Source organism: Occallatibacter gabretensis, from assembly GCF_001449115.1.
Classification (GTDB): Bacteria; Acidobacteriota; Terriglobia; order Terriglobales; family Acidobacteriaceae; genus Telmatobacter; species Telmatobacter gabretensis.
This window is the reverse complement of the sequence record NZ_LAIJ01000009.1, coordinates 2,081,679-2,094,790: the sequence shown is the minus strand read 5'-3', so window position 1 is coordinate 2,094,790 and position 13,112 is coordinate 2,081,679. Positions and strand designations below refer to the sequence as shown.

The window sequence follows — 13,112 nt, the reverse complement described above, 5'->3', positions numbered from 1 at the left end:
CGCCGGTGGCCAAGGTAGTTAGTACTGCGTTAAAGTGCCTTCTTTTCTGCCCCGTCGTATAGTGGCAGCAAATATGACAGCGCTGGCCGGCAGAATCACCACAGCAATGATCGCAAGTGTGCTAACAGGTTTCGCCACCTCGGCCAGCGATGCACCCTTGAGCATGGTGAGCCGCAGCGCTTGCAAAGAATACGTCACTGGAATCAGAAAGGAGATCTTCTGCATCCAGGCCGGCATCACATCAATCGGAAAATAAGCTCCGCCCAGAATGCTGCCTAGTCCGCCCAGAACCCACGTGACCGGATCGCCCTTCTTTAGCCACACAATCGCAGCTGCCGAGAGCACTCCGAATGCTATGAAAATTGCAACCGAGACCAGCAGCACAAGCAAAGTCGCAGGCACATCCACATGCCGCAGATCCACTCCGAACAGAAATGCTCCGCCCAGCAGAATGAGCAGTAGTTGTATTCCTCCGGAAATCAAGCTGTAGAGCGATGACAGCATCACGATTGTGATACTGTCCGTTTGGCTGCACAGCATTGCCTCTAAGCAGCCCGTGACTTGAGCCGTACGAATCGAATCGGAAAACATTCTCAGCATCAGGTCAAAGTAGCGGGCGAATGCCACCCCAACAAGCGCAAAGGGAAAGTAGGCCAATCCCGAATGGCTAAGGGTGCCTGACGCCGTTGGGGAGACCAGCCGGCCCACAAAGCGCAGAATGATCAGCAGCATCAAAGATTCCATCAAGCCCATCACAAACGAGGCCTGATAGCCGGACTCTATGCAAAAATCGCGTCGGATGAATGCGAAGGCTTTTCTTAGCAATTGCATCATGAGCGCTCTCCGCTCACCATGAGCTGCCGGTAATACTCAAGCACAGTAGTTCCCTTTGCATCGAGTCCGCCAATGGATTCCCTGCCCAGGATGTTTCCGCCCCCGACAACCAGAACCTTGTTGCACAGCAACGAAGCTTCTTCGGGCCGATGCGTGGCGATTAACAGAGTCTTCCGTGAATTGCGATGAATGGTCGACAGAATCAGTTCAACGAGTTGATCGCAGGCCACCGGATCGAGTGCGCGGGTAGGCTCGTCCAGAATCAACACATCCGGTTCCGCAATCAGCACTCGTGCAATTGCCAGACGCTGCTTCATCCCGCTGCTGTATGTGTAGACCGCTTTGTCTCTAGCGTCCGACAGACCCACAAGCTCCAGGACATGATCAATGCGTTCGCGCAGTTGTCTCCCGTAGAGGTTGTCGAGTACTCCGAAAAATTCAAGATTCTGCACGCCCGTTAATCGCCAGAAAAAACTGCGCTCTTCGTTAAAGACAAATCCCACCGATCTCCGTGCGGCCGCGCTCTGCTCAAGTGTGCTATGCCCATTCACAAACACTTTCCCCTCAGTGGGCAGCAAAGCTCCTGCAATCAGCTTAAGCAGAGTTGTCTTGCCGGCGCCGTTCGGCCCCATCACCGCAATGCGATCGCCGGTTTGCACCTCAAGGTTCGCATTGGAAAGCGCAGTACACACACGCCGTCTCCGGTGGGGCGCCAGCACCCATTCCCGATACCGCTTCGGGATAGGAAAACGCATCGTCACATTCTCAACCGCAATGAGTGGGGATTCGCCCTGGCAACTATCCGAGATCGTGGCAGAGGGCGCGTTCGCTGTTGTCACAAAACTCCGGCCTCTCTATATTCCCTCACTTCGGAACGCTCAGCCGTAGTCTCGTCCAGGCATCGGCGGATGATCTGCGCAACCTCTTTTCCGTGCTCGCTCAGCATCGTTTCATGTTCCCCTGGAACGACGTGAACATCGTATCCTGCGTCAGAAAAGCCAGTCCAGCCAAAGTCGTGGCCAAGGTTAAATTCCTCTTCATTCCTGATCAGAGTGATGCGTCCGGACCAGCTCTTGAGCTTGTGTCTGCTCAGCAATCGCCGATAGCGATCTCTCCGCTTGTCGAAACGACCCATCTCGCGGTCTTCCGAGGATATTGCAACTCCCAGTTTTCGATTCGCCACCTGGCGAAACATGCGGAGCCGTTCTCCGTTTCTGGCGCTCACAATTCCGAAAAGCACGTCGCGGATGTGTTCCAGCCTCTTCTTGAAGAAAAACAGATCCATCTGTAATAGCCGCCGCGAGGATGGCCGTACAGTATCTAACAGCACCACCCGTCTGACTTCCTCGCCTGCCTCTTCCAGAAGCCTTGCCATCTCCAAAACCGCGATGCCATCCACGCAGTTGCCACCCAGCAAGTAAGGCCCCGTTGGCTGAACCTTGCGCAATTCCGCTATATATTCACGCGCCAGTTCCTCCACGTTGTCATAGTCGGTTCCGCCCTCCTCCATCCAGCGCGGCTGGAATCCAAAGACCGGTTGATCCTTGCCGAGGTGAGGAATCAAATGGGCAAGAACAAGCAGTGGGCCATCCGGTCTATAAAATCCGGCAAGGAAGAAGAACGGCGCGCGGCTGCCGCGTGGTTGCGCGGGCACCAGGCGCTGCCAGTGCGTCTGCTCGCTCGTATAACTGTATCGGCGAGTGGATGGCTCAAAAGAAATGTGGCTCGCAAGACTGGCGATCGTCGGATAAACAAAGATCGATCGCAGAGGTAAATCCATATCCAACTCGGCTCGAATATCCGAGACAGCTCGCGCCGTAGTGAGAGAATCTCCCCCAAGTTCAAAGAAATTGTCGTGTACGGAAATCTGCTCGACCTGCAGCACCCCGCGCCAGATCTCCTCTAGAACAGCCTCCACATAATTGCTTGGCATGACGCGCTCAGGCGTGATCCATCCCTCAACCGGAAGCGCCTCACTACGCCCCCGTTTGCCATTCCCATTTTCTTCCAGCATCGACCGAAACTTGGAACTGGCGAGAGCCTTTCGATCGACCTTATTATTCGGAGTCAGAGGAAAGCTATCAAGCTTGATGAATACTGCGGGAATCATTACGTCTGGCAACTGTCTGCGCAGGTTCTTGCGAAGTTCAGCGGCATCGACCTTTCCGTGGCCACGCATTGTCCAATAAGCGATGAGTTTTTTATCTCCCGGCTTATCTTCGCGAACCGTAACAATCGCCTGCGCCACACTCGGATGGCGTCCCAGCGTGGTCTCCACCTCGCCCAGTTCGATGCGATGGCCGCGGAACTTCACCTGATCATCCGCTCGAGTGACATATTCCACATTGCCGCCAGACAGCCTTCGCACCAGGTCGCCAGTCCGATACATACGCGTTCCTGAATAGCGGTCTTGTCCAGCCACAAACCGTTCCGACGTCAGATCCTCACGATTCCAATAGCCCCTTGCCAGCCCCGCTCCGCCGATGAAGAGCTCACCCGTCAAACCAGGCGGCAGCGGACGACCGCCCTCATCGAGAACGCATATCTGCGTATTGGCAATAGGATGACCAATGGCGATTCGATCAACGGGAGCCTCAATACGCTGTACGGTAGACCAGATGGTAGTCTCAGTCGGGCCGTAAAGGTTCCACAGTTCTGCGCCGGTCTCCAGCAGTTGCTCCGCCAGATCGCGCGGAAGTGCTTCACCGCCGCAGAGAATCTTGAATCCCGGTTTTCCCTTCCAGCCGGACTGCAGAAGCAGACGCCAGGTCACCGGCGTAGCTTGCATCACAGTAATCTTGAATTCTGTCAGCAGCCGAGCCAAAGCAGCTCCGTCAGCAACCGCACTCCTTGGCGCGACCACCACTTGAGCTCCGCTCACCAGCGGTAGAAACAATTCCAGGCCGGCTATATCAAAAGACAAGGTTGTCACTGCCAGCAGCCGATCCGCATGGGCAATTCCTGGCTCCTGCATCATTGAGGCCAGAAGGTTGACCAGCGACCGATGGCGGATTTCGACTCCCTTCGGATTTCCGGTCGATCCGGACGTATATATGACATATGCAAGGTCGTCAGGTTTCACAGAAACCGGAGGCAGACTTTCAGCCTCACTCAGATGCCCGTGCCGTTCTCGATCCAGGCAGATAAATGAAGGCAGGGCGCTGGGTAAGCGCTTCAGCAGATCGCTCTCAGTCACCAGAACGGAAACCCCGGCATCTCGGAGCATGTATGCCAGCCGGCCCGCGGGATAGTCAGGATCAAGCGGAACATACGCCGCGCCGGCCTGCCAGACCGCAAGTGGAGCGACAACCAGATCCACTGTTCGATTCAGGCAAAGTGCAACCCGGCTTCCGGGGCCCACGCCCAGCAGCCGCAGCTGATAAGCCAGCTTGCCCGCCCTGGCCCACAGGTCTCGAAAACTCAGCTGCTCCTTGCCGCAGACAACCGCAATCTTTTCCGGAGACGCTTCCGCCTGTCGCCGCACCCATTCATGTGCAGTGTCGGCAGGTAGCGGCACGGATGGACCGTTCTGCCCGGAAAACCACTCCTCGGCCTGGTCGGAAGACACCAGGGCAAGATCCATGAGCTGTGTATCGGGCTCAGACGCCATCTGCGCGGCTAAAGTTTGAAAGCAGCCTGTGAAGCACGAAATAGTAGCAGGATCGAAGAGCGCGCCATCGTACTCCAGGGAACCATAAAATTTGCCTTCTGCCTCCCACATGTACAGCGTCATGTCCAGATCGGTCCCGCCGCTTACTACCTCATATTCCTGTGCCCGGGGCGTATTGAGCAGAACGAACGCAATCTGAAAAAGCGGGGAACGGGACAGATCACGCTTGGTCACAAGCTCCCGAACCAATACCTCAAAAGGAACATCCGCATGGCTCAGCGATTCGAGCACCGTGGTGCGGACACGGTTGACCAGTTCTCTTGCTGTAATACTCTGGGCTACCGCGGTTCTAAGCAGTTGTGTATTGATGAAGCATCCAATCAGCCCTTCCAGTTCCGGCAAGGTTCGCGTCGACACTGGAGTGCCGACAACAATATCGCCCTGTTCGGTATACCGGGCCAGCAGCGCTTTGAAAATCGCCAGCAACATCATGAAGGGAGTTGCGGCGCTCTCTCGAGCCAGTCGTCTCAGGGATTCCGAGGTGACTTCATCCAATTGAAATGAACCGAGTCGCGACTTGTATTCAAGCGATGCTGAACGCGGATGGTCCAGAGGAATCTCAAGAGAAGCAGGTGCTCCCTTCAGCTTGTCCTTCCAGTATTTGAGCTGAGGAGCCAGCGACATCGAGTTCATCCGCTCCCGCTCCCATAGCGCGTAATCGCCATACTGAATCGGAAGCCCCGCTAATTCGATCGCCTGTCCGCGCTGCCCCGCTTCATACAGTGAGCAGAGCTCCGTAAAAAAGATGCCCAGAGACCAGCCGTCGCAGATGATATGGTGGGCAGCCATTACGAGTTGGCAATCATCGCTGGAAAGACGAATGAGGGCCACGCGGAAGAGACCTCCGCTTGCAAAATTGAACCGTCGTGCTGAGAACTTCCGTATCGTTGACTCCGCCGCCGTCATCTGCTCAGTTCCTGCAAGATGAGATAGGTCATAAACCTCAACAGTGGGCAACAGATCCTGTTGCACTTCTTGAGCAGGAACTCCATCTGCTTCTACAACACGCGTGTGCAGAATCTCGTGCCTCCGCACGAGGGTACGCAAAGCACGTTCCAGCAATTCCGCATTCACCGCACCCTGCAAACGGCGCCTGGCAGTGATGTTGTGAGCTGTGCTCTCCGGTTTTAGATTTTGCTGAAACCACAAGCGCTCCTGGGCAAAGGACAGAGGCATTCGCTTGTTTGGTTCGTATCGTCTGGGAATAGAAGAGGATGCATTCGAAGCGCGGAGAGTCTGGATGATCTCTGCTTTGTGCTCGACAAGAGCCTTTTCCAGTTCTTTCGTAAGGCGCCCCGCTGGGGCGTTACAGCGCAGTCTCCCACCCTCGACACTCACATGAATGTCAAGCCGGCGAAGTTCCGATAAGAACTGTACGGTACTCAAATGCTCCACAGAGCTGACCATGTTGTCTCGTCTGGTATCCCGCCAGGAAAAACATCGGGCATAGAGCCCTGCCGGGATCGTGCACATATCGTCAGCGGTGGTCGACGTAGCTTCCTTCTGACGCTTCTATCAGCAATTCCTCCTGCCGGCTCATGAGCTTCATCGGCCGCATGGAAAGAATTAAGAGCTGCGCCTTGTCTACGAATCCACCCGGCAAAACTGCAACGGCCCATTACGGCCGTGCAGACACTGGGAATAATTGGTTCAATTCGTCAGACAACCACCAAGGCAATCATCATGTTAGCAATCTTTCATTACCGTGACTTTAGCACTCCAGGGCCATTTCGATACCCACTTAGTAACATCTCCTGCCGTCCACTGGCTCAGTTACCATGGTTCTATAGTGCTATTAGCTGCTGTCCAAAGATAGCTTGGGGGATTTCCGGATGGGAACTGCATTGAACCTCTGGTATACCCGTCCGGAGGATATTTCTGCACAGACAATCGCTGAGGATTCCGAACGAATTCTCAGCGAAGAAGAGCTCTTGCGCAGCAAAACCTTTCGATTTGAAAGACATCGTCGTGAATATCTGGCTACCCGGCTCCTGGTGCGCAACGCACTGTCCTACTATCATCCACTTCCTCCGCATGCGTGGAAGTTTCAGACAAACCCCTACGAAAAACCCGCCACCGACCCGGATTGCGGTCTGCGCTTCAATTTATCCAACTGCACGGAGTTAGTCGTTTGTCTTATCGCCAAAGATGTTGAACTCGGTGTCGACATTGAGCCGCTGGATCGTGCACCAGACATAGTAAAGCTCGCCTCTGATGTCTTTTCGCCTCGCGAATTGGCACAGCTCGAGGATTTGTCCGATCCGGAAAGACCAGCTCGTGCATTATCGTTGTGGACGCTGAAGGAGTCTTACATCAAGGCGCGAGGGCTTGGTCTCTCCCTGCCGCTCAAGCACTTTTCCTTCGTTTATGACAAATCAAACAAATTCCATCTTGAAATAGATCGCGTCCTCGACGACGACGATCCGGCGCGCTGGCAGTTTCGCCTCTTCAATCTTGTGGAACACCGCGTTGCCCTTGCCGTCGAGAGCAAAATTGATCCCCGCCTGCAAATATGGGAAGCTCAACCACCTGGAAATGCCCCCGCGCTCCGGCCAGATATCGCCACGTCGCAATCAGAAACTACACTAGATATGTAATGCCTCCAATTCTTAACGCTCAAACTATCTCTAAAGCCTTCGGTGCCGCGCCTCTCTTCCGTAACATCTCGCTCACCGTAAATGAAGGCGACCGCATCGGACTCATCGGCCCGAATGGTGCGGGAAAATCGACTCTACTCTCTGTGCTCGCCGGAATTCAGTCGCCTGACTCTGGAGAAGTAGCAACACGCAAACGTGCGCGGGTCGCCTATGTCGCGCAGGATTCGTTCTATCCGGGCGGCCTCAACGTACGCGACGTGCTCGAACGCGCGCTTACTGAAGCACATGTTGCCGAAAACGATCATGAAGGCCGTCTTCGCGAGCTTGCCGGCCGCACCGGCTTCATCGATCTCACCGCCCAGGCCGCATCCCTCTCCGGTGGCTGGCGCAAACGTCTCGCCATCGCGGAAGCCCTAGTACTCTCTCCCGATGTGCTTCTTCTCGATGAACCAACCAACCATCTCGATCTCGCCGGAATCCGCTGGCTCGAAGAGCTTCTCGAAGATGCCGGCTTCGCAACCGTCATCGTCAGCCACGACCGCTACTTCCTCGAAAATGTCGCCAATGAAATCGTTGAGCTGAACCGCATCTACCCGGACGGCCTGCTGCGTGTGCGCGGAAAGTTCAGCCGCTTCCTCGAAGAGCGCCAGTCCTGGCTTGAAGCAAACTCGCGTGAACAGGAGAGCCTGCGCAACCGAGTGCGCACAGAAATCGAATGGCTGCGACGCGGCCCCAAAGCTCGCACCACCAAGAGCAAAGCCCGCATCGACACGGCCCATGGAATGATTCGCAAGCTCGCCGACATGGACTCGCGCTCCACCGTCAACAATGCAGGCATCGATTTCCAGGCCAGCGACCGCAAAACCAAGCGCCTCATCACGCTCGAAGACGTCTCCTGCAAAATTGGCGGTCGCACACTTTTCGAAAATCTCAACTTCGTCTTCACCGCCGGCACGCGCGTCGGTCTCGTCGGCGCAAATGGCAGCGGCAAAACCACGCTGCTGCGCTTGTTGCGTGGAGAGATCGAACCAACCTCAGGCACAATTCAACGCGCCGAGTTTCTCAAGACCGTTTATTTTAGCCAGCTCCGCGAAATCGATTCCTCACTCACCCTTCGCCGCGCTCTCGCCCCCGATGGCGATGCCGTCATCTATCAGGGCCGCCAGATCCACGTCGCAAGCTGGGCCGCGCGCTTCCTCTTCACTGGGGAACAGCTCAATCAGCCTGTCGATCGTCTCAGCGGCGGCGAGCGTGCACGCGTGCTCATCGCCCGCCTCATGCTTGAACCCGCCGATCTTCTTCTCCTCGACGAACCAACCAACGATCTCGACATCCCCACGCTCGACATCCTCGAAGAAAGCCTCCTCGAGTTCCCCGGCGCGCTCGTGCTTGTCACCCACGATCGTTATCTTCTCGACCGCATCTCCACAACCGTGCTCGGCCTCAATGGCAATGGCAGCGCGGAACAATTCGCCAGCTACTCGCAATGGGAAGACTGGCAGGCAGAGTCCGAGACTCCACAGTCAACGACCGCTCCCAAAGCTGATTCCGCGACTGCTCTGAAACAGGAATCCAAAAAGAAGCTGTCCTATCTGGAAGCGCGCGAGTTCGCAACCATCGAGCAGCGCGTAGAAGAAGCCGACGCACGGCTCATAGCAGCCCACGCGCGTGTTGAAGATCCGACCGTAGCCATCGACGCAACAGCACTCCAGCAAGCACTCGCCGAACTCGAAGCAGCTCAGCATGCAATCGATACGCTTTACGCGCGCTGGGCCGAGCTAACGGAAAAGGCGGGCTGAGTAACCAGCGCCCGCCGCGGTATACGCGTCACCGCGGCAATCCAGCTCATCGCGTACGGCAGCACCGGCAGAAGCCCAGGCGCCATTCCCTGCGCCACAGGATTCACCATGACTCTCGAAACCGCTGTCGCCAGCCTCATTCCCTGCCGCAATTGCCCCGCCAGCTTGCACTGATACTCCGCCTCACTCGCTCCCGTCAGGTACATCTCCGCCGCAAGTACGCCCGAGTGCAGTGCAATTGCCATCCCATCGCCGGTAAAGGACGGAATCACCGCGGCCTGATCTCCCAGCCTCCACACTCCATCAGGCTCATGCGCCAGATACCCATACGGAATCCATCCCACGGCCAGCGGTCGCTCCCACCTGGGCTCAGAGCCATCCAGCCGCTCGCGCAGTAAGCTGTTCCCCGCACAAATCCCCGCCATCAGCCCTGTCCATCCGCCCGCGGCATGCAATATCGCTCGCCTTACCACCAGGCACAGATTCGCCGCCCCATCTTCAATCAACGAAATCCCGCCATACCCTCCGCGAAAGAGAAACATCTCCATCGTGTCCCGCAACTTTTCTGCAGCCGCCGACGACAGTTTCCAGTGCATTTTGAATCCCACAAAATCGCTCTGCGCTGCACCACGTTCCGGCCTGCGATTCCACCCACGCAGATCATGCTTCCCCGTTGCAAGAAATACCTTCGCGGCTCGCACAGATGCTCCATCCGCAAGCTCCACGCGCCATCCATCTCCGTCCTGTGCCAGACGCTCCACGGCGGCGCCCCGCCGAACCACGCATCCAGCCGCTGCCGTCTTCCTCAGCAACGCCTCATCCAGCGCCTTGCGTGAAAGCGACAGCGCCGTAAACGGCAGTGCCGTTTCGACAATCTTTTCTCCGGCCCCCAACCTTACTCGCAGCAACCGCTCCGCGCCCAGCTTCAGCGGCTCCACGCCCGCTTCGCGCAAATAAACCACCGCCTCCGGGCTCAAAAACTCCCCGCACACCTTGTGCTGCGTTGCATGTTCCTTCTCTATCAGCAAAACCTCTCGCCCCGCTTGCGCCAGCCGCATCGCCGCCATCGCGCCGGCCAAGCCGCCGCCAATCACCAGGCATTCGACCCTGCTCATCACGGCTTCCTTCGGCCAACGCACAGCCGCGCAGGCTTCCATCCGGCAATCGTCACGTCCTGCACGCTCAATCCCGCAAGGGCACATAAGTTCCGCCAGTCGCTCGCCACAAACGCTCGCCTGATTGACACCGGTCCGTCATGCTGCACACCCGGATGCAGACCGGCCAATCGCGCAAACCATTTGAATTGGTAATACGACGCCGCTGACCGCGACAAATCGTTGATGAACCACCCCATCACACAATGGCGCTCCATCCAGCGCACAAACCGCACCACCTCTTCATCGCTCAAATGATGCGTAAACAGCGCACTCACCACAATGTCCACGCGCTGCTGTGGCACATAGGCAAGCACATCTCCCGTCACCCATTCGATCTCGCTCTCGGCTCCCGTGGCCTCTGCTGCAATCGCCGTCGCATCCGGATTCAGATCCAGCCCCGTCAGTTGCACGTGAATCCCTCGCTCACGCGCCCACCGCTCAATGCGCCGCAGCCCATCGCCATATCCGCAGCCCACATCCAGAATTCGTACCGGCCCGCGATCCTGCGGCAACTGCAAACTATCCAGCCATGCAAAAGTCGGCCGCATCGCCAGAAACCACCGGTTCACCTGTGCCAGGGCTTTGAGATACTCGCGCAGCATCTCGCGCTCGCACGGCTCATCCATGATTTCGCGCAACTGCGCCCTGCGGCTGAAGTCCAACTCACCTGAATGCGTCAACGTATCACGCAGCATGAAATAACATCGTTTCCGCCGTCACACCTGGCCCAAACGACATCGCGCAGCCCTGCTGCCCCGCCTGCGCCTGCGCCAGCACATCCGCCAGCACAAACATCACCGTCGCCGACGACATATTCCCAAATTGTCCCAGCACGCTCCGTGAAAAGCGCAGCGCTTCTTCCGGCAGTTCCATCGCATGCTCCACGGCATCCAGCACCGTGCGACCTCCCGGATGTACTGCCCACAAGTCCACATCCGCAATCTCTTTTCCGCGCAACACCTCGCGGCTCACATCCTTCAGCCCGCGCTTGATCTCCCCAGGCACCTGCCCGGAAAGATGCATATCAAAGCCGCCATCGCGGATCTTCCACGTAATCAACCCGCTCGTCTGCGGCAGATTCACCGCCAGAAAGCTGTCGATCGCCAGCCCCTGAGGCTCCGCGCCAATCAGGCACGCCGCACACCCATCGGCAAAGAGCAGAAACGAGAGTAGCTGCTCAATATTCTCAGTCTCCTGCAAATGCAGCGTGCAAAGCTCCAGGTTCATCATCAGCACCTTGGATTTTGGCTCCGATCGCACAATGTGATGCGCTGCCTTCAGCGCATTGATCGCCGCATAACAACCCATGAACCCGATCATTGTCCGCTCTACGGAGGTGCTCAGTCCCAGATGCCGCACAATATCGAAATCCAGTCCCGGCGCATACAAACCCGTGCAGGAAGTCACAATCACATGCGTTACGCTGCGCCGTTCTTCCTCGCTCAGAGCCAGCCTGTCCAGCGCATTCTCTGCCAGCCGCGGCGCAAATTTTTCATATGCCTCCATCCGTCGCGCCGTCGTCGGAAACGCCCCCGTCACATAGAGCCCGTCGCGGTCGCGCCACGTCGCATCCCCGTTCTCCACCGGCTCCACAAACGAGTACCTGTGCTCAATTGCCGACATTCTTGCCATGCGCCTGAATAAGCTCCGCACCGTTCCCTCCGGCAGCATCGTTTCCGCAAATTCCACAAACGGCCGGTGCACATCGTTCGGTGGAACCGCTGTGGCAATGCGATGAATATGTGCTGTCGTCATCCTGTACGTTCTCCTGAAAGGTCTTGCATGTACAGTTTGATGCTATGCCCAATGGACACAAAAAAGCCCGGCAGGATGCCCGCCGGGCTGTCATTTCATTGTCAATGTCGCATTTGAGCTAGCTGAACAGGTCCTTCATCTTGTCCATGAACGAGGGCGCCGCAGGCTTGTTTTCCACCTTCAGCGAATCCTCCAGTTGCCGCATCAGCTCGCGCTGTACTTTGCTCAGCTTCTTGGGCACCTGCACCACCACCGTTATCAGCAGATCGCCATTGCCTTTGCCGTTCAGCATCGGCACGCCGCGCCCGCGCACGCGCAACTCCCTGCTGCTCTGTGTGCCTTCAGGAACCTTCAGGCTCACAGGCCCGTCAATGCCGTCAATCTCGATATCCGCTCCAAGCGCCGCCTGCGGAAAACTGATCGGCACCACGCACTTCAAGTCGTTGCCCTCGCGCTCAAACACATCATGAGCGCGAATCGACAGCACCACATACAAATCGCCCTTCGGCCCGCCGCTGCGCCCCGCATCGCCCTCTTCGGAGTAGCGGATTCGCGTCCCATCTTCCACGCCCTTGGGAACCTTCACATTCAGCTTCAGCTCCCGGCTCACGCGCGTCTCCCCACGGCAGGTTGTGCAGGGATCGACCACCACGCTTCCCGCCCCTCCGCATGCTGAGCAAGTGCGCGCCACGGAGAAAAACCCCTGCTGATACCGGATCTGCCCGCGCCCCTGGCACTGCTGGCAGGTCACTGGCCCGCGCCCGGATGCGCTCCCGCTTCCATGGCATGTTTCGCACGCCTCCAGCCGGCGGAGCCTCACTTCCGTCTCATGGCCAAAGATCGCATCCTCGAAATTGATCGTCAGGTCCACGCGTAAATCATCGCCGCGATGCACTCGCGTGCGTCCATTTCCACGCGCCTGGCCGCCCCCTCCGAACATCTCGCCAAACAGATCGCCAAAGATGTCCCCCAGATCGACAGCACCTGAAAAACCTCCTCCAAAGGGTCCGCCGGCCGCAGGCCCATTCACTCCCGCATGACCATAACGGTCATACGCCGCGCGCTTGTCCGCGTCGCACAGTACCTGGTAAGCCTCGCTGGCCTCTTTGAACTTCTCCTCGGCCGCATGATCCCCCGGATTGCGGTCAGGGTGATATTTCAGCGCCTGCTTCCGGTACGCGCTCTTCAGCTCCTGCTCGGTCGCCTCACGGGAGACGCCCAGCACCTCGTAATAATCCGCTTTCGCCACTGTTGCCACTGTCTCTCTTCCGCAAACGTTACTTTTGTCCGGATGATCCGG

At 57.3% G+C, this 13,112-nt stretch carries 9 protein-coding genes and 1 pseudogene; 2 read left to right on the top strand and 8 right to left on the bottom strand.

Annotated elements, in window-relative coordinates:
* Positions 1-18 precede the first annotated feature (18 nt).
* From VO84_RS15080 to VO84_RS23360, 4 genes and pseudogenes are all read right to left on the bottom strand, one after another.
* Complete coding sequence (locus VO84_RS15080; protein ID WP_058188397.1) at positions 19-834, bottom strand: ABC transporter permease; 816 nt, start codon at positions 832-834, stop codon at positions 19-21.
* Complete coding sequence (locus tag VO84_RS15075) at positions 831-1,589, bottom strand: ABC transporter ATP-binding protein (protein WP_197414042.1); 759 nt, start codon at positions 1,587-1,589, stop codon at positions 831-833. The genes VO84_RS15080 and VO84_RS15075 overlap by 4 nt, the downstream gene beginning before the upstream one ends.
* Positions 1,590-1,669: 80 nt before the next feature.
* Positions 1,670-5,680: a non-ribosomal peptide synthetase gene (locus tag VO84_RS15070; RefSeq protein WP_231737962.1), complete on the bottom strand. Its 4,011-nt coding sequence runs from the start codon at positions 5,678-5,680 to the stop codon at positions 1,670-1,672.
* 63 nt (positions 5,681-5,743) lie between these two features.
* A pseudogene (locus VO84_RS23360) lies at positions 5,744-5,911 on the bottom strand (TubC N-terminal docking domain-related protein); the annotation flags it as partial.
* A 425-nt stretch (positions 5,912-6,336) separates the two neighbouring features.
* Between VO84_RS23360 and VO84_RS15065 the strand changes: the two are divergent.
* Together VO84_RS15065 and VO84_RS15060 are read left to right on the top strand one after the other, a co-directional pair.
* Positions 6,337-7,101 carry a 4'-phosphopantetheinyl transferase family protein gene (locus tag VO84_RS15065; protein WP_058188394.1) on the top strand — a complete coding sequence of 255 codons (765 nt, stop codon included), beginning with the start codon at positions 6,337-6,339 and terminating at the stop codon, positions 7,099-7,101.
* Complete coding sequence (locus tag VO84_RS15060) at positions 7,101-8,900, top strand: ABC-F family ATP-binding cassette domain-containing protein (protein ID WP_058188393.1); 1,800 nt, start codon at positions 7,101-7,103, stop codon at positions 8,898-8,900. Before VO84_RS15065 ends, VO84_RS15060 begins: the two co-directional genes overlap by 1 nt.
* On the opposite strand, the gene VO84_RS15055 is transcribed toward VO84_RS15060, so the two are convergent.
* From VO84_RS15055 to dnaJ, 4 genes are all read right to left on the bottom strand, one after another.
* Positions 8,861-10,015: an NAD(P)/FAD-dependent oxidoreductase gene (locus tag VO84_RS15055; RefSeq protein WP_058188392.1), complete on the bottom strand. Its 1,155-nt coding sequence runs from the start codon at positions 10,013-10,015 to the stop codon at positions 8,861-8,863. The two genes, VO84_RS15060 and VO84_RS15055, sit on opposite strands and share 40 nt — an antisense overlap.
* Positions 10,015-10,752 (bottom strand): methyltransferase domain-containing protein, encoded by a 738-nt coding sequence (locus VO84_RS15050; protein WP_058188391.1) that lies wholly within the window; start codon positions 10,750-10,752, stop codon positions 10,015-10,017. Before VO84_RS15050 ends, VO84_RS15055 begins: the two co-directional genes overlap by 1 nt.
* Positions 10,742-11,812 carry a type III polyketide synthase gene (locus VO84_RS15045; RefSeq protein ID WP_058188390.1) on the bottom strand — a complete coding sequence of 357 codons (1,071 nt, stop codon included), beginning with the start codon at positions 11,810-11,812 and terminating at the stop codon, positions 10,742-10,744. The genes VO84_RS15050 and VO84_RS15045 overlap by 11 nt, the downstream gene beginning before the upstream one ends.
* 118 nt (positions 11,813-11,930) lie before the next feature.
* Positions 11,931-13,070: a molecular chaperone DnaJ gene (dnaJ, locus tag VO84_RS15040; RefSeq protein ID WP_058188389.1), complete on the bottom strand. Its 1,140-nt coding sequence runs from the start codon at positions 13,068-13,070 to the stop codon at positions 11,931-11,933.
* Positions 13,071-13,112 lie beyond the last annotated feature (42 nt).